Raw genomic sequence first — 17,994 nt, 5'->3', positions numbered from 1 at the left:
AGGCCTTTGTTAAAGACCCAGAGACAACGGTCGGTAAGCTTGTTAAGGCAGCTGGTGCTTCTGTTACCGCCTTTGTTCGCTTTGAAGTGGGCGAGGGTATCGAGAAAGAGGAAGTGGATTTTGCCGCTGAGGTGGCGGCTCAGGTCGGCGCAGCCAAATGATCTGAAGACGGGGGCTGCGGCCCCCGTTATTATATACGCCCGATTAAATCCCCTTGCGGAGAACACACTGCATGCCTGGTACAAAAGACAAGAAGTACAAGCGTATTCTGCTCAAGTTGAGCGGTGAAGAACTGATGGGCGAGGAGGGGTTTGGTATTGACCCTAAGGTCCTAGACCGCATGGCGCTTGAGATCGGCCAGCTGGTTGGTATAGGTGTTCAGGTGGGACTTGTCATAGGTGGGGGCAATCTGTTTCGCGGTGCTGCGTTGCATGAAGCTGGTATGGAGCGTGTGACCGGTGACCACATGGGCATGTTGGCAACCATGATGAATGGCCTTGCCATGCGTGATGCTCTGGACCGCAACAATATTTCTGCGAGAGTCATGTCGGCAATACCCATGAGCGGTGTGGTTGAGCATTATGATCGCAGAACAGCCGTTCGGTATCTCGCCAGTGGTGATGTTGTTATTTTCTCTGCCGGAACCGGCAACCCATTCTTTACTACCGACTCTGCTGCCTGCCTGCGGGGTATTGAGATCGGTGCCGAGATCGTTTTGAAGGCGACCAAGGTGGACGGTGTATACTCTGCCGATCCGATGAAAGACCCCTCCGCAACCATGTATACACGCCTCACCTACGATGATGCGCTACAACAAAAACTCGGGGTTATGGATCTCACGGCCATTTGTCTGTGTCGCGAGCACGATATGCCGCTGCGGGTATTCCGCATGTCTAAACCCGGTGCCTTGCTTAGCATTGTGGTTGGTGGCGATGAAGGGACGTTGATTGAGGAAAGTTTTGATGATTGAAGACCTGAAAAAAGATGCTGAAGTGCGCATGACCAAGAGTGTCGAGTCTTTGGGTGGTGCTTTTAACAAAATTCGTACTGGCCGAGCCCACCCTAGCCTGCTGGACGGTGTAACCGTCTCTTATTATGGCGTCGACACTCCCCTGAACCAGGTGGGTAATGTCAATGTGCTGGACGCCCGTACCCTGTCTATTTCTGTGTGGGAGAAGAATCTCGTACCGGAGGTGGAAAAGGCGATCATGAAATCGGACCTGGGCCTTAACCCGGTAACCACTGGGGAGTTAATTCGGGTGCCGATGCCCCCGCTCACCGAGGAAACCAGAAAGGGATTTATCAAGCAGGCCAAGACCGAGGCGGAAAATGCCCGCATCGCCATTCGCAATATTCGCCGCGATGTACTGTCGGATGTCAAAGAACTGCTGAAGGAAAAGGAAATCAGTGAAGATGATGAGCGCAAGGCTCAGGACAACATTCAGAAAATTACTGACAAGTACATTCAACAGGTCGACCAGTTGCTGTCGGTGAAAGAAGTAGACTTGATGGAAATCTGATTCCGCTGGCCGGAACTGAACAGCATGAGTCAAAAAGCCGGTGAACCGTCTGCTCATCCATTGCGCCATGTGGCGATCATTATGGATGGCAATAACCGTTGGGCCGCTGAACGGGGTCTATCAGGCACCGTGGGTCACGAGGTCGGAGTCGAGCGGGTACGTGATGTGCTCGATGGTTGCCAGCGCCACAATATTGATGTTGTGACCCTGTTTGCGTTCAGCAGCGAAAACTGGCAGCGCCCTGAGCTGGAAGTCAAAGCCTTAATGTCCCTTTTAGGCAGCTATTTGCGCAAAGAAGTCCCACAGTTGCTCGAACGGGGTGTCCGTCTCAAATTTATCGGTCGTCGCGACAATTTCAGTGACAAGCTCAGGAAGCTCCTGCATGACAGCGAGCGGGCCACTGCAGGCGGCTCGCGAACACTGGTTCTGGCAGTGGATTATGGTGGCCGATGGGAAATTACCGAAGCTGCCCGCAAACTGGCTCGTCAGGTACAGCTGGGGCGTCTGCGTCCGGAGGGCATCACCGAACAACGACTGGAGCAGCAAATGTCCCTGGTTGATCTGCCTCCTCCAGATCTTTGTATTCGTACGGCAGGTGAGCAGCGTATCAGTAACTTCCTGCTGTGGCATTTAGCGTATTCAGAGCTGTATTTTGCCGATTGCTATTGGCCGGACTTCGATGGGGCGGCTTTTGATCTGGCGATTGATAACTACAAACAGCGTCAACGTCGATTCGGTATGAGGGATACCGGTGCCGAGGCAAGCAAGCATGCTTAAGCAGCGGGTAATAACGGCATTAGTGTTGGCGGCACTGTTTCTGGCAGCGCTGTTTCTGCTCAGCCCCTTGGGTTTCTCCTTGATGGTGGCCGTTGTGGTGGTTTATGCCGCCTGGGAATGGTCGGATTTGGCCGGGCTGGAATCGCCGGCATGGCGGATCGTATACGTAATGTTAATGGCAGTCTTGCTGGCTGCTGCAGCCTATCAGATGGGGCTGAGAGTGGATGCGCCTCCCGGATTGTCAGTGGGCCATAGTCTGCTGGTGGCGATGACCCCCTGGTGGGCGTTGGCGCTGCTGTGGGTGCAGGGTTACCCATCAAGTGCGCTGTTATGGGGACATAAACCCGTGCGGGCTATCATGGGTGCTTTTGTGCTGGTGCCAACATGGGTCGCTGTTGTGCTCTTGAGCTACAGTGAACACGGTCCCTGGTTGATTCTGCTGGTGGTGATGATTGTTGCTCTTGCAGATATTGGCGCCTTTTTCTCTGGCCGCAAATTTGGTCGTCATAGTCTGGCATTCAACGTTAGCCCGAAAAAAACCCTCGAGGGGCTTTTGGGGGGCGTTTTGGCGAATGTGCTATTGGTGGTGGTTCTTGGGCTTTGGTTCGAATTGTCCTCTCAGGATTGGCTGATTCTGTTTGCCATCGTTATGGTGACAACCCTTGCATCTGTACTGGGGGATTTACTGGAGAGTATGGTCAAGCGTCACAGGGGTGTTAAAGATAGTGGCAAGATTCTTCCGGGTCACGGTGGCGTGCTGGATCGCGTGGATAGCATCACAGCGGCGCTGCCGCTGTTTACCCTGATTTTTCTCTCCAGTGGTATACAGTTTTAATCATGCAGTATCTGACGGTATTAGGTGCGACAGGCTCCATTGGTGACAGTACCCTCGATGTGGTGTCACGGCATCCCGAGCGATTCTCCGTTTTTGCACTGACAGCCCACACCCAGATAGCAAAGCTGGCATCTCTTTGTGAGACTTTTAAACCTCGATATGCGGTCGTGGCGGATAAGCCGTCATCCCTTGTGCTGGCAGAGCAGCTGCAAACAGTCAGTCCTGATACAGAAGTGCTTTTTGGTGAAGAGGGACTTTGTCAGGTGGCCAGTCATCCCGAGGTGGATATGGTGATGGCTGCCATTGTCGGTGCCGTTGGATTGCGACCGACGATTGCTGCTGCAGAAGCGGGAAAAAAAGTATTGCTGGCGAATAAAGAAGCGTTGGTCATGGCTGGCGACTTGTTCATGGATGCCGTTCACCAGGCCGGTGCTACCCTGTTGCCTATCGACAGTGAACACAACGCGATCTTTCAGTGCCTGCCCGAGGGTTATCAGACGCACACTCGCATGGGTGTGAAGAAAGTTCTGTTGACAGCATCTGGTGGTCCATTCCGGCAAACTCCCCTCGCAGAACTGTCGGCGATGACACCTGAGCAGGCCTGTGCACACCCAAACTGGCAGATGGGCACAAAAATTTCTGTTGATTCGGCAACCATGATGAACAAGGGGCTTGAGTTGATTGAGGCCTGCTGGTTGTTTGGCCTGACTCCGGACGATATTGAAGTGGTTATCCATCCTCAGAGTGTGATTCATTCCATGGTGGAGTATATCGACGGCTCCATTTTGGCCCAGCTGGGTAATCCGGACATGAGAACACCAATTGCTCACGCCCTTGCGTGGCCGGAGAGAATTTTTTCCGGGGTCGCAAGTCTGGACATGATTCAAACCGCGCGGCTGGATTTTGAAGCTCCCGATCTGGAGCGATTTCCCTGTTTGAGGTTGGCTATGGACGCTGCCAGGATCGGTGCCAGCGGGCCTGCAGTACTCAATGCGGCCAACGAAGTGGCTGTTGAGGCCTTTCTGGCAGGTGAGCTTGAATTTACTGGGATTGCTCAAGTTGTTGAAGAAGTGCTTCAGCACGCTGAGCTGCCTGAACCCGCGTCTCTGGATGTGGTCCAAGCATGCGATCTGGCGGCCAGGCAGGCCGCGAGAGACATCATTAGAGAGCGATCCGGAAAACATTGATGGAACTGATTCAGACGATTTTTTTTACCCTGCTAGCACTAGGTGTTTTGGTAACTTTCCATGAATTCGGCCATTTTTGGGTTGCTCGGCGCTGTGGTATTAAAGTTCTGCGCTTTTCCGTCGGATTTGGAAGTCCGCTTTTGCGTTGGAAGGACAAGCTGGGCACAGAATTTGTCGTGGCAGCCCTACCGCTGGGCGGCTATGTGCGCATGGTGGATGAGCGCGAGGGGGATGTAGCTGAGAGCGACCTGCCATATGCGTTTACCCGTAAACCCGTCTGGCAGCGGATGGCGGTGGTGGCTGCGGGCCCAATAGCCAATTTTATTCTTGCCGTACTTATATACTGGATCGTTTACGCCGTGGGCGTGACTGGGATTGCTCCTGTTATCAGTGGCGTTTCACCTGGCTCTGTTGCTGAATCGGCGGGATTACAAGCCGGTCAGGAAATCATCGCTGTCGATGGCCGGTCGACACCTACCTGGCAGGCATTGAATGAAAAACTGGTGGGGCGCATAGGCGAGACCGGCAAGATCACTTTCACCGTGAAACAGCCCGGCGATTCTCTCCCCTCTGATTATGAAGGGGAGCTTCAGGAGTGGCTGTCCAGGGCGGATGAACCCGACCCCGTTTCTAGTCTTGGTATCGTGCTCTACACGCCACAGATATTACCTGTGGCAGATGAAGTGGTGCCGGGTGATCCTGCGGATCTTGCTGGTTTACAGTCAGGTGATCAGGTGATCAGCGCCGGTGGCGAAGCCATGCCAGACTGGTCAGCCTGGGTTGCTTACGTGCGAGCCCGCCCCGGGGAGGAAATTCTGTTGCAGGTACAGAGGGGAGAGCAGCGCTTTGAAACAACGGTTGTTCCCAAAGCGACGGCGGCTGAAGACGGTACGGAAATTGGTCAAGTCGGCATGAGCGTGCGTATCCCCGAATGGCCAGATCACTTGGTTCGGAAAACGAATTACAGCCTGTTAGAAGCCTTCGGCAGAGGGGTGGAGCAAACCTGGAATACCTCGGTATTAATCCTCGACTCACTCAAAAAGATGTTGATGGGACTGATTTCCGCAAAACACTTGAGTGGACCCATCACCATTGCTAAAGTGGCGGGCGCTTCTGCCCAATATGGTCTGACCGCTTATCTCGGCTTTTTGGCTTTTTTGAGTGTCAGCTTGGGTGTATTGAATTTGCTGCCCATCCCGGTTCTGGATGGGGGTCATCTGATGTATTACATCATCGAAGCAGTAAAAGGCTCACCGGTTCCCGAGAAAATCCAGATGATGGGCTTTCGGGTGGGCATGTTTTTGGTGATTGGGCTGATGTTGCTTGCCCTATACAATGACCTAATGCGGCTGTAGCTGTTAAAACGAACAAGAATCAAGAGAATTCCGGTCTTCATGAAACGCTTTTATCTGTTGCTCTCCCTTTGTTTGTTCGCTTTAGCTGTTCGCGCGGAAGTGTTTCAGGTCGAGGATATTCGTATCGATGGCCTTCAACGGGTCTCATCAGGCACTGTATTTGCCTCCATGCCCCTGGGCGTTGGCGATCTGATTGATGAAAATACCGTACGACGGGCCACCCGGTCACTGTTTCGAACTGGCTATTTTGATGATATTCGCATCTCCCGCGATGGTGGCATTCTGATTGTCACCGTGAAGGAGCGGCCGGCAATGGCAGAGATCAAGCTGTCGGGTAACAAAGCGATTCCAGAAGAAGATTTGCTGAAAGCGCTCCGGGACAATGGTTTGGCGGAAGGGCAGATTTTCCGTCAGGCGGTGCTGGAGGGTATGTCCAGAGAGCTGGAGCGCCAGTATGTTGGCCAGGGACGCTATGGGGCCACAGTGACTGCCGATATTGAAGAGCTGCCACGTAATCGCGTTGGGGTTCATATTAAGGTGGATGAAGGTGAAGTGGCGTCCATCAAGCACATCAATGTGGTGGGTGCCCGGGCCTTCGATGCCGATGAAATACTTTCCCTCTTTGAACTGAAGACTAGCAATATCCTGTCCTGGGTTTTCAACGATGATAAATATTCCAAGGAGAAGCTGTCAGGCGACCTGGAGCGTATTGAGTCTTTTTATCTGAATCGTGGGTACCTGAAGTTTTCCATTGAAACCACGCAGGTGGCCATCAGCCCTGATAGGCAGTCGGTATTTGTGACGGTCAACCTGAATGAGGGGGACGTTTATACCGTAGACGAAATCGCTCTGGCGGGTGATCTGGTGATTTCTGAAGGGGAAATCAGAAGCCTGGTACGCCTGAAAAAGGAACAGACCTTTTCCCAACTGGAGATGACCAACACTTCAGAAATAATCAAGGATCGCCTGGGCAATGAGGGGTATACCTTTGCTGAAGTCAAAGGAATCCCGGAGGTCAATGAAGACAACAAAACGGCCAAAGTGACCTTCTTCGTCAACCCAGGTAAGCGCGCTTATGTTCGCCGCATTGAGTTTCGCGGTAATACCAAAACCATGGATGAAGTGTTAAGACGGGAAATGCGCCAGATGGAAGGGGCGTCGGCCTCGACTGCTAAGATCGAGCACTCAAAAGTACGCCTTAACCGCCTGGGGTATTTCAAAGAGGTGCAGGTGGATACTCAACAAGTTCCCGGTACCAATGACCAGGTGGATGTGATCTACACGGTTGAAGAGCAGCCCTCAGGAAGTATTGGTGCGAGTGTCGGTTTTGCCCAGACCTATGGTCTGGTACTGGGTGCCAATATTTCCGAGAGAAACTTCTTGGGTACTGGTAACAATGTGTCAATCAACCTTAATCAGAGTGCCTACACCACCAACTATGGTTTCAGTGCCAGCAACCCCTATTTCACCCGTGACGGTATTGGCGCGGGGTTTTCCGTGTTTATGCGTGAGACAGACTACGAAGAGGTAAACGTTTCCAACTACAGCACGGACAGTATGGGTGGGTCACTAACATTCTCATACCCGATCTCGGATGTCTCCAGTATCGGTTTTGGCCTGGGGCTGGAGGTTCTGGAGCTGAAGCCTGGGTCTTTCCCCTCAGAGGAAATTCTGGAATTTATCGATGAGAATGGCGAAGACTTCACCACCTTTACCACCAGTTTCAACTGGGGCTATTCCACACTCAACCGTGCCAACTTGAGCACTGCGGGTATTTCGCACCGGGTAGCGGTCGAATTTTCAGTTCCTGGCAGCGACCTTGAATATTACAAAACCTCCTATGCCGGCCAGTACTTTCGTCCCCTGTCAGAGAGTCTGACGCTACGTATGCGCACGGACTTGGGCTACGGTGACAGTTATGGTTCAGGGGATCGCCTGCCGTTTTTCAAAAACTACTTTGGTGGAGGCTGGGGATCTGTCCGCGGCTATAAGAAGAATACTCTTGGGCCCCGTGAAACGCCGGATCCCGATAACCCCTTCGACAATGATGATGACCCATTTGGGGGTAACATGCTTGTCGTAGGTAGTGTGGAAGTTCTATTCCCGGTGCCATTTATTAAAGACCAGCGTAGTATCCAGGCCGCGGCTTTCCTTGATGCGGGTAATGTTTTTGACACTGATTGTGGTGACAAGGATGACGATTTCTGTCAGGAGCCCGATCTCGGTGATTTACGCTACTCCCTGGGTATTGGCGGAACCTGGATCAGCGGTTTTGGTCCCATTACTGCCAGTCTGGCGTTCCCGTTAAATCCGGGTGGGGAAGATGAGAAGGAAGTGTTCCAGTTTTCCTTGGGACAAACATTTTAAGAACATCAGTTAATTTCAACGGAGAGCTAGTGTGCGTATAGCAAAGATTTTGGTAATGGCCGTGGTTGTGGGTTTCACCTCTTCCTTGTTTGCTGCAGAGGGCCAGTCAGCGGGCGGCAATATTGCAGTGGTGGATTTCGGTAAGGCCATTTTTGGCACTGAGGTGGCCAAGGCCAGAATGAAACAGAAGAAAGGCGAGTCTGAGTTTGCGACTCTGCAGGGCAAGTATGAGTCTACCGTGTCAGAAATGAAGGCACTAAAAAAGGAAATCGATACCCAGGGAATGACTTGGTCTCAAGAGCAGGTGGCCGATGCTCAGAAGAAGATGGAATATCTCCGTGCAGATCTGGAGCTGATCACTCGTAAAATTCAAGGTGATCAGCAAGCCCTGCAAAACAGTATTGTTCAGGAGCTTCGCCCCAAAGCGGGAGAAGCTCTGCAGGAGCTGATTGAAGAAGAAGGTATCGTTCTGTTGTTGAGCTCGGAAGCTGTCGTCACTGCAGCGCCAAGCCTTGACGTCACTGCAAAGTTGACTGATCGTCTCAACAAGAAAACACAATAAGCTATATTCAGGTAGATAGCCGTGTCCGGTTTTTCACTGGCAGAAATCGCTGATAAGATCGGCGCGGAGGTACGTGGTGACACCACTGCGCGTGTGGAGGGGCTCAACACATTGCGTGAAGCTTGTTCGCAGGAGTTAAGCTTTCTCGCTAACCCTGCTTACCGGCACTACCTGGACAGCACAGCCGCAGCGGCAGTCATTCTGGATTCTGACGCGGCAGAAGATTACAGCGGAAATGCGCTCATTATGGCCAACCCGTATCTTGGGTATGCACTGGCCACGGCTCTGTTCGATGATGCTCCATTGCCTGAAGTCGGCATCCACCCACAGGCAGTGATTGCTGAATCCGCCAACGTTGATCCCAGCGCTTCGGTTGGTCCCTTTGCCGTGATTGGTGAAGGAGTTAGAGTTGGTGCGAATACCCGCATAGGCTCTGGAACCCATGTGGGTGATGATTCGGTCATCGGTAGCGACTGCCGGATAGCTGCCAATGTCAGTATTTACCATGCTGTGCAGATTGGCAGCCACGTGACCATTCATAGTGGTGCGGTTATCGGTGCGGATGGTTTCGGCTTTGCGCCAAACCAGGGTCGTTGGGTCAAGATTCACCAACTTGGGTCAGTTGTCATCGGGAATCATGTGGAAATCGGAGCTTGTACCACCATTGATCGGGGTGCACTTGGAAACACCATTATCGAAGATGGGGTGATTCTGGATAATCATGTGCAAGTCGCGCATAACGTCCAGATTGGAGAAAATACCGCCATGGCCTGTTACGCAGGTGTGGCGGGTAGTACGGTGGTTGGCAAGAATTGTATTTTTGCTGCCAGGTCCGGCTCAGTCGGACATGTGACACTCTGCGACGGAGTCCATTTGACAGCGGCTGCCGTCATCACAAAATCACTGAAGGAGCCGGGCGCCTATTCTTCCGGCACCATGTTTAGCAAGTTCAGGGATTGGAAAAAAAGTGCTGTTCGTTTTAACCAACTGGATCAGTTGGCTAACCGCATCAGGGAATTAGAAAAAAAACTGCCTTGACGGGTTTTCTAACTTTGCTGAGATTTGAGAAAAGCTGATGGATATTAATGAGATAAAACAGCGCTTGCCGCATCGTTACCCCTTTTTATTGGTCGACCGGGTGGTTGAGCTGGAAGAGGGTAAACGGATTCTCGCTTACAAAAACATCACCTCCAACGAAGATGTTTTTAATGGCCATTTTCCCAATACCCCGATATTTCCGGGTGTCATGATTATCGAGGCGATGGCACAGGCCGCGGGCATTCTCGGCTTTGTCACGGAAAACAAATTTGCTGATGAAAATGCACTGTATTTGTTTGCAGGCGTAGATGGTGTGCGCTTCAAAAAGCAGGTCATTCCCGGTGATCGCCTGATGCTTGAGGCGGAGATCGACTCTGTGAAACGAACTATCTGGCGCTTCAAATGCCGCGCAACGGTTGAGGGTGAGCTGGCCTGCGAAGCGACCATTCTCTGTGCTTTGAAAACTTCCTGATTGCATGTCTCAGATCGATCCCAGAGCAATTATTGACCCCAGCGCTGTCATTGGCGATGACGTCGTCATCGGTCCGTGGACCCTGATCGGACCGGATGTGAAAATCGGTGATGGAACCGTCATTCACTCACACGTTGTGGTCAGGGCGCTTACCGATATTGGCAAGAATAACCGGATCTTCCAGTTTTCCACGATCGGTGAAGATACCCCAGACCTCAAGTACAAAGGCGAACCGACTCGCCTGATTATTGGTGACAGCAATACCATTCGTGAGGGTGTCACCATTCACCGCGGTACCGTTCAAGATCAAGGGCTGACATCCATTGGCAGTGACAACCTGCTGATGGCGTATGTCCACATTGGTCATGACAGTGTTGTCGGCAACAACTGCATCCTGGTCAACAATGCCTCTCTGGCCGGGCATGTTCATGTGGGCGACTGGGCAATTATTTCCGGCTACGCGCTTATTCACCAGTTTGTGTCTGTTGGCGCCCACAGTTTTATCGGGGCTGGTGCATACCTGACCCAGGATATCCCCGCGTATGTTATGGCGGCTGGAACACCTACGGTTCCCAAGACAATAAACAGCGAAGGGCTTCGTCGTCGGGGCTTTGACAAAGACCAGATTGCCGCCATCAAAAAAGCCTACAAAATAATTTACCGCCAGGGTTTGCCTCTGGAGGAAGCTCTCGAGCAAATCCAGGCTCTTGCTGCAGAGCAGCCAGTCGTTCAAGTGCTGGTGGACTCTGTGCGTGCATCAAAACGTGGTTTGCAGCGTTAAGTGCTTTAAATGTCTACACCCATTCGAATAGGCATTATCGCTGGGGAGTCCTCGGGCGATCAGCTTGGTGCCGGATTGGTTAAGGCTCTGCGTACTCGGTATACCGATGCGCTGTTTGAAGGCATTGGCGGCCCAAAAATGCAGTCAGAGGGCTTCCACAGCCTGTTTCCTATGGATCGCCTGTCAGTGATGGGGCTGGTGGAACCGTTAAAGCGCTTGCCTGAGCTGCTGGGTATACGCAGAGCCCTCTACCAACACTTCCTCAAGCAGAAGTTTTCCTTGGTGATCGGTATTGATTCTCCCGACTTTAATTTGGGGCTGGAGCTTAAACTTCGCAGGCAGGGGGTCAGGACAGCCCACTACGTGAGTCCCTCGGTCTGGGCCTGGCGTCAGGGGCGAATTAAAAAAATTGCCCAGGCCGTTGACCTGATGATTACGCTGTTTCCATTTGAGGCGGATTTCTACCGCCAACACGGTGTGCCCGTTGCCTGTGTGGGACACCCCTTGGCCGACGACATCCCTCTGCAACCGGATACCAAAGCAGCCAGAAAGCAGTTGGGCATTGATGAAGGGGCCCAGGTGCTGACTTTGATGCCTGGTAGTCGAGCCTCGGAAGTGGAGTTTCTGGCCAGGTTGTTTCTGGATACAGCCGTTGTTTGCAAGCAGCAGATACCTGACTTGCAGGTGCTGATCCCGGCAGCCAGCGATGAACGGCTGGCGCAGCTGAAAGACATTCTGATGCTTTACCCCGAGCTACCCTGTCATCTGTTGAATGGTCAGTCCCACGTGGCCATGTGTGCTGCCGACGTGGTTTTACTTTCCTCTGGCACCTCGGCGCTGGAAGCCATGCTGTTCAAAAAGCCCATGGTGGTCAGTTATCGCATTGGTAAATGGACGTACGCGCTGATATCACGCATGCTGAAAGTCGACTGGGTATCATTGCCCAACTTGCTCGCAAAAGAATCTCTCGTGCCGGAGCTGTTGCAGGACCAGGCCACTGTGGAGCATTTGAGCGATGAAGTCACAGCTCTGTTCCAGAATCAAAAACGCGCGCACTTTCTGAAGCAACGCTTTACTGAGCTCCATGAGTCCCTATGCCATGGAGGAAGCGAGGCTGCTGCGAAAGCGCTTAGTGACCTGCTGGAGTCACCGCTGGCATGAAATCTTACGCTCTGTCTTATGAAGGTGTACTTCTGGCGGGTGTCGACGAGGTAGGTCGCGGCCCGCTCGCCGGCGATGTGGTAACAGCAGCCGTCATTCTCGACCCATCACGTCCGATTTCTGGTTTGGCTGACTCAAAAAAACTCTCCGAAATACGTCGGCAGGCACTGAGCGAAGAGATTAAGGAAAAAGCTCTCTATTGGCATATTGCCAGAGCTAGCGTTGAGGAGATCGATACACACAATATCCTGCAAGCCACCATGATTGCGATGGCTAGAGCTGTCGAGGGGTTGGCTGTGGCTCCGGAATACGTGGCCGTTGACGGCAATCGCATGCCGAAATGGCAATACACGGGCGAAACCGTGATCAAGGGCGATGCTTTGGTCCCGGCAATCAGTGCCGCATCCATTCTGGCCAAGGTGTGCCGTGACAGTGAAATGTGCCAGTTTGACGAGTTATATCCCGAATATGGGTTTTCGGCACACAAAGGCTATGGCACCAAGCAGCATCGGGCAGCATTAGAGCGCCATGGCCCCTGTGCTATCCACCGCCGTTCCTTCGAGCCTGTCAAAAGTATGTTGGCTGATACTTCCCGTTAGCAGTTATTTTTAAGAATATTTTTTCGTGACAGCCGACGACTATCATCTAGGATAGAGTTTGCTATGCTAGGGACTATTAAATTCCCCTTGTTCGAGATGGTTGGCCAGAGACTTTTCAGGGCCAAACAGAAGGGATCATAAACATCATCAGGAACCTGTGTGGCCATTTCAGTAGTGTCTGGTGGCGCAAGGTCTCTACGCTCACTGTAGGAATGCTTATGAAACAGCTTAATGGCCAAGACGCTGTCTACCTTTATGCCGAAACCCCTTCTACACCTGGCCACTTAGGGCTGCTCTATATCTACGATCAATCGACTGCACCCGGTAAGCAAGTCCGCTTTAAAAGTATTCTCGGCCATATTCGGGAAAGACTGCATATTTCCCACGTCTTTCGCTCCAAGCTGATGCGCATGCCTTTCGATATTGACCATCCCTACTGGGTCGATGATGAAAACTTTGATCTCGAATACCACGTCCGCCACCTGGCTTTGCCGAAACCTGGAGACTGGCGACAGTTTTCCATCCTGGTGTCGAGGCTTCACTCCCGCCCTCTGGATATGTCAAAACCCTTATGGGAAACCTATGTTATTGAGGGGCTGGATAATATCTCCTGGCTACCTAAGGGTTCCTTTGCCGTGTTTACCAAGGTGCATCACTGTGCAATGGATGGTGCTGCAGTTATTGATCTGGCTAGTCGCTTTCATGATAAAACGCCGGAACCGGATGTGGGTATTGGTGAGCAGGCTTGGACACCAGAACCAAAACCACCGGTTAAGGACCTGATCGTCAATACGTTGCTGAATAATTACAAACACAGCTTTGAAACCGGGTTTGACATGATTAATGCCATCCCCTCCATTGGCAAACGATTACTGGCAAAAGCACGCAACAGAGATATGGAGCCAGAAGCGACTATCGTCAGGCCGGAGACCCGCTTCAATAACGATCATGTCTCACCCCACCGGGTATTTGGCGGTGTCGAGTGGGACTTTGAAGAGCTCAAGCTGATTAAAAACGCGGTGAGAGGGGCAACCATCAATGATGTGTTGCTGGCTTTGTGTGGCGGCGCGCTTCATTACTATCTTCAGGATAAAGACGAGCTGCCCTTTCATTCCCTGCGGGCAATTGTGCCTGTTCGCCAGGACACAAAAGGCAAGCCGAATGCTGAGACCATGGCGGTGATGACGCCACCCATTCACAGCCAGGTTGCAGATCCTCTGGAGCGTCTCGAAGCCATTCAATGGGATACCTCTACCAGTGCGGCACTGGAAAATGCCCATGGGGCCAAGGACATGACGGATATTACCAAGCATATGCCGTCTTTTACTCTGGCGCTGGGCATTGGTGTTGCCACCCATAGTCACCTGTCACGAAAGACCCTGGCTGCTATAGGTAATTGCGTGCTCACCAATGTGCCCGGCCCGCAAATGCCCCTGTACATGCGGGGTGCCAAGTTGCTGTATGTTTCTGCGTTGGCTCCGCTGGTCGAGGGTTTGACCCTGATGTTTAACGCAGTCAGCTACAATGGCCGCATCAGCGTCTCGTTTCAGTCTGATCGCGACGCACTCCCTGATCCGGAGTTCATGGAAGCCTGCTGGGAACGCTCATTTGCCGAGCTGAAATGTGCTGCCGCCAACCAGTGTGAAGGTGCGGAAGGGGAAGTAATCCATAAAGTTCGCATCCCAAAAACGGCAAAGCGAACTCCGGGCGGTAGCCGGGGAAGACCACGTAAGGCCGGATAACCCGTAGGGGAAAAGGTGTATATGGCCTCAATGAGTGGTCAGTCGACACTGACCAACTTTCCCATTCAAGCATTGTAGAGTTCTATGAAACCATCTTTTGTTCACTTACGTGTGCACAGTGAATATTCACTGGTCGACGGCATTGTGCGTCTTAAACCCCTGGTAAAAACTATCTCCGAGTTATCCATGCCAGCGGTGGCATTAACGGATGTGTGTAACTTTTATGGCCTGGTGAAGTTTTACAAGGCGGCACAGGGTGCGGGCATCAAACCGATCTGCGGTGCCGACCTTGAAGTGGCTGGTGATCTGCCGGATGACGCTACGTTTAATCTCACTTTTCTGGTGATGGATCAGCAGGGTTACCGCAACCTGACCAACCTTATCTCCCGGGCCTACCAGGAAGGGCAGATTCAGGGTAAACCGTATATTCGCCGTGACTGGATCACTGAAGCTGCCAAGGGGCTGATTGTGCTTGCCGGGCGATTCAGTGATGTTGGTCAGGCCCTTCTGGGTGATAAAACGTCACAGGCAAAACAGCTTTTGTCGCAATGGCAAGATGAGTTTCCCGGTCGCTTTTATCTTGAATTAACACGTACGGGGAGAATGGGGGAAGAAAGCTACATCCACCGGGCAGTTTCCCTGGCGGCTGATACCGATTGCCCCGTTGTAGCCACCAACGATGTGCGCTTTCTCAGTGTTGATCAATTTGAGGCCCACGAGGCCAGGGTTTGCATTGGGGAAGGGCGGGTCTTGGACGATCCCCGTCGGGAGCGGAGATATAGCGATCAGCAGTATCTGCGTTCACCGGAAGAGATGCTGGAATTGTTCAGTGATATCCCCGAGGCGCTGGAAAATTCTGTCGAAATTGCCCGGCGCTGCAATCTGGAACTCAAACTGGGTGAATATTTTCTGCCGGAATATCCGATCCCGGAGGGCATGACAACTGACAGTTATTTCGAGAAGGTCTCCTGGGAAGGACTGGAAGAGCGATTGTTGACGCTGCTAGATGACGCTGCCGAAGACTACGAGCAGCAACGTCAGGTTTACCTGGATCGATTGCGTTTTGAGCTGGATATCATTATCCAGATGGGATTCCCCGGTTACTTCCTGATTGTGATGGACTTTATCCGCTGGGCCAAAAATAACGATATTCCCGTTGGGCCAGGCCGGGGTTCGGGGGCTGGCTCTCTGGTGGCCTATGCGTTGGGTATTACGGATCTGGACCCTTTGGAATATGACCTGCTGTTTGAGCGCTTTCTCAACCCGGAGCGGGTATCAATGCCCGATTTCGATATTGATTTCTGCATGGACAACCGGGATCGGGTAATTGCTTACGTGGCTGATCGTTACGGCCGTGATGCTGTTTCCCAGATTATTACCTTCGGCACCATGGCGGCCAAAGCGGTGGTGCGTGATGTTGCCAGGGTACAGGGTAAATCCTATGGTCTGGCGGACAAGCTTTCGAAAATGATTCCGCCGGATATTGGCATGACTCTCGAGAAAGCCGTTGCCCAGGAAGAAGTGCTGAAAGAATTCCTGGACACGGATGAAGAAGCTCAGGAGATTTGGGAAATGGCCCTGCAACTTGAGGGCATTACCCGAAACGTCGGCAAACATGCGGGTGGTGTGGTCATCGCTCCGACCACGCTGACGGATTTCGCGCCGCTGTATTGTGATGAGACGGGTGAGGGCCTCGTCACTCAGTTTGACAAGGATGATGTTGAACAGGCGGGCCTGGTGAAGTTCGATTTTCTCGGCTTGCGCACGCTGACCATCATCGACTGGGCAGTAAAGATGGTGAATGATCGTGTGGGTGAGGATGCAGAGGAAAAAATCGAGCTAGAGGCTATTCCGCTCGATGATCCTGCCACCTATGGTCTGATGCAGCGAGCTGAAACCACCGCGGTGTTCCAGTTGGAATCCCGTGGCATGAAGGATTTGATCAAGCGCGTTGAGCCAAGCTGCTTTGAGGATATTGTGGCGCTGGTGGCGTTGTTTCGACCGGGTCCCCTGCAATCCGGCATGGTGGATGACTTTATCAACCGCAAACACGGGCGTGCTGAAGTGGCGTACCCGGACTCCAAATTTCAACATGGGAGTCTCAAGCCAGTCCTGGAGCCCACCTACGGTGTCATCGTCTATCAGGAACAGGTCATGCAGATCGCTCAGGTGCTGGCGGGGTATACCCTCGGTGGTGCAGATATGTTGCGCCGGGCGATGGGTAAGAAAAAACCCGAGGAAATGGCGAAGCAGCGTGAAATCTTTGAAGATGGTGCAAAAGAACAGGGTGTAGATCCAGATCTGGCTATTAAAATTTTTGATCTGGTAGAAAAATTTGCCGGCTACGGTTTTAACAAATCGCATTCGGCGGCCTATGCATTGCTGGCCTACCAGACGGCCTGGTTAAAGCAACATTATCCTGCAGAATTTATGGCCGCAGTGTTGTCGGCGGATATGCAGAATACCGACAAGGTGGTCACCCTGACTGAAGAATGCCGCTCCATGAACCTGGCGCTGTTACCACCTGACGTCAATCGCGGTCAGTTTATGTTTACTGTGTCCCCAGAGGGCGAGGTGATTTATGGCCTGGGTGCCATCAAGGGCCTCGGCGAGGGTCCGGTGAACAGTATTATTGCTGCCCGGGAAACGGGGGGGGGATTCTCAGATCTGTTTGATTTTTGCGCCAGGGTTGATGCCCATCGGGTCAACAAGCGCGCCCTTGAGGCGCTGATTCGCTCTGGAGCGCTGGATACCATCGGCCCGGACGGAGAAATTGGATATCGACGGGCGGTGATGCTGGCGGCCATGGAGGAGGCGGTCAAAATGGCAGAGCAGCACACGCGAAATACTGATTGCGGCATGTCGGATCTGTTTGGATCGACGCCTCAGGAAAGCGCCCCCGAAATCGGTTATCAGTCTTTTCAACGGCAGCGCAGCCTGACCGCCAAGGAACGTCTCAGGGGTGAGAAGGATACATTGGGCCTGTACCTCACAGGACACCCAGTCGATGAGTACCTGGAAGAGTTAAAACATTTTGTCGGCGCTCGCATCGTCGACTTGAAACCGGATAAAAAAGCGCAGTTGGTGGCAGGTCTCGTGGTTGGAATGCGCGTCATTAAAACCAAACGCGGCGATAACATGGCGGTGATGACTCTCGACGATCGCAGTGCACGTATTGAAGTTGCCGTGTTTGCAGATATTTTCCGCGAACACCGGGACAAGATAGAGAAGGATGCCTTGCTGGTGGTGGAGGGTCAGATATCAGAGGATGACTATACCGGCGGCCTGAAAATGCGCGCAGATTCTGTGCGCAGCCTCTTCGAAGCCAGAGCTAATTACCTGAAGAGTATTGCTATCAAAATTCATCGGGATAAGCTCAGTGGCAGTTGGCTCGAGCAGATGGCAGATATTATGTTGCCCTATCAGCAGGGCAGTTGCCCGGTGCGGATTCTCTATCATACCGACAGTGCCAAAGGTGAAATCGCACTGGGAGAGCAGTGGTCCGTAGCCCCGGATGATGATTTGCTGCACAAACTGCGCGAGTTGTTTGGCAGCTCAGGTGTCCAGTTAAGGTTTTAGTGCCTGTTAACAGGCCCGA

The 17,994-nt window shown here is 52.5% G+C and carries 15 protein-coding genes and 1 pseudogene; all 16 read left to right on the top strand.

Features of this window, described 5'->3' with window-relative positions; translation table 11 throughout:
- Nucleotides 1–161: pseudogene (locus ACYZYZ_RS09915) on the top strand (translation elongation factor Ts); the annotation flags it as partial.
- A gap of 71 nt (nucleotides 162–232) precedes the next feature.
- Nucleotides 233–970 (top strand): UMP kinase, encoded by a 738-nt coding sequence (gene pyrH, locus ACYZYZ_RS09910; protein WP_305169015.1) that lies wholly within the window; start codon nucleotides 233–235, stop codon nucleotides 968–970.
- On the top strand, nucleotides 963–1,520 hold the full coding sequence (frr, locus tag ACYZYZ_RS09905; RefSeq protein WP_305169014.1) for a ribosome recycling factor: 558 nt from the start codon (nucleotides 963–965) through the stop codon (nucleotides 1,518–1,520). Before pyrH ends, frr begins: the two co-directional genes overlap by 8 nt.
- A 24-nt stretch (nucleotides 1,521–1,544) precedes the next feature.
- On the top strand, nucleotides 1,545–2,297 hold the full coding sequence (gene uppS / locus ACYZYZ_RS09900; protein ID WP_461484152.1) for a polyprenyl diphosphate synthase: 753 nt from the start codon (nucleotides 1,545–1,547) through the stop codon (nucleotides 2,295–2,297).
- On the top strand, nucleotides 2,290–3,132 hold the full coding sequence (locus tag ACYZYZ_RS09895; protein ID WP_305169012.1) for a phosphatidate cytidylyltransferase: 843 nt from the start codon (nucleotides 2,290–2,292) through the stop codon (nucleotides 3,130–3,132). Before uppS ends, ACYZYZ_RS09895 begins: the two co-directional genes overlap by 8 nt.
- 2 nt (nucleotides 3,133–3,134) lie before the next feature.
- Nucleotides 3,135–4,319, top strand: coding sequence for a 1-deoxy-D-xylulose-5-phosphate reductoisomerase (gene ispC / locus ACYZYZ_RS09890; RefSeq protein ID WP_461484151.1), 1,185 nt, complete (start codon nucleotides 3,135–3,137; stop codon nucleotides 4,317–4,319).
- A complete protein-coding gene (gene rseP / locus ACYZYZ_RS09885) occupies nucleotides 4,319–5,674 on the top strand; it encodes an RIP metalloprotease RseP (protein ID WP_461484150.1) in 1,356 nt (451 codons plus the stop codon). The genes ispC and rseP overlap by 1 nt, the downstream gene beginning before the upstream one ends.
- A 39-nt stretch (nucleotides 5,675–5,713) precedes the next feature.
- Entirely contained in the window at nucleotides 5,714–8,041 is a 2,328-nt protein-coding gene (gene bamA, locus ACYZYZ_RS09880; RefSeq protein ID WP_461484149.1) for an outer membrane protein assembly factor BamA, read from the top strand.
- 31 nt (nucleotides 8,042–8,072) lie between these two features.
- On the top strand, nucleotides 8,073–8,603 hold the full coding sequence (locus tag ACYZYZ_RS09875) for an OmpH/Skp family outer membrane protein (protein ID WP_305169008.1): 531 nt from the start codon (nucleotides 8,073–8,075) through the stop codon (nucleotides 8,601–8,603).
- 21 nt (nucleotides 8,604–8,624) lie between these two features.
- Nucleotides 8,625–9,641: a UDP-3-O-(3-hydroxymyristoyl)glucosamine N-acyltransferase gene (gene lpxD, locus ACYZYZ_RS09870; protein ID WP_461484148.1), complete on the top strand. Its 1,017-nt coding sequence runs from the start codon at nucleotides 8,625–8,627 to the stop codon at nucleotides 9,639–9,641.
- Between the two features lie 34 nt (nucleotides 9,642–9,675).
- Nucleotides 9,676–10,113, top strand: a complete 438-nt coding sequence (fabZ, locus tag ACYZYZ_RS09865; RefSeq protein ID WP_305169704.1) for a 3-hydroxyacyl-ACP dehydratase FabZ — start codon at nucleotides 9,676–9,678, stop codon at nucleotides 10,111–10,113.
- 4 nt (nucleotides 10,114–10,117) lie between these two features.
- Nucleotides 10,118–10,894 (top strand): acyl-ACP--UDP-N-acetylglucosamine O-acyltransferase, encoded by a 777-nt coding sequence (gene lpxA / locus ACYZYZ_RS09860; protein ID WP_305169006.1) that lies wholly within the window; start codon nucleotides 10,118–10,120, stop codon nucleotides 10,892–10,894.
- A gap of 9 nt (nucleotides 10,895–10,903) precedes the next feature.
- Nucleotides 10,904–12,055, top strand: a complete 1,152-nt coding sequence (gene lpxB / locus ACYZYZ_RS09855) for a lipid-A-disaccharide synthase (RefSeq protein WP_461484147.1) — start codon at nucleotides 10,904–10,906, stop codon at nucleotides 12,053–12,055.
- Nucleotides 12,052–12,654, top strand: coding sequence for a ribonuclease HII (gene rnhB, locus ACYZYZ_RS09850; protein ID WP_305169004.1), 603 nt, complete (start codon nucleotides 12,052–12,054; stop codon nucleotides 12,652–12,654). Before lpxB ends, rnhB begins: the two co-directional genes overlap by 4 nt.
- A gap of 218 nt (nucleotides 12,655–12,872) precedes the next feature.
- Nucleotides 12,873–14,396, top strand: coding sequence for a wax ester/triacylglycerol synthase family O-acyltransferase (locus ACYZYZ_RS09845; RefSeq protein ID WP_461484146.1), 1,524 nt, complete (start codon nucleotides 12,873–12,875; stop codon nucleotides 14,394–14,396).
- Between the two features lie 84 nt (nucleotides 14,397–14,480).
- A complete protein-coding gene (dnaE, locus tag ACYZYZ_RS09840; protein WP_305169002.1) occupies nucleotides 14,481–17,975 on the top strand; it encodes a DNA polymerase III subunit alpha in 3,495 nt (1,164 codons plus the stop codon).
- The last annotated feature ends 19 nt before the right edge of the window (nucleotides 17,976–17,994 follow it).

Source organism: Porticoccus sp. (assembly GCA_023261185.1).
Lineage (GTDB): Bacteria > Pseudomonadota > Gammaproteobacteria > Pseudomonadales > Porticoccaceae > Porticoccus > Porticoccus litoralis.
This window is presented reverse-complemented; position numbering and strand designations above follow the sequence as displayed.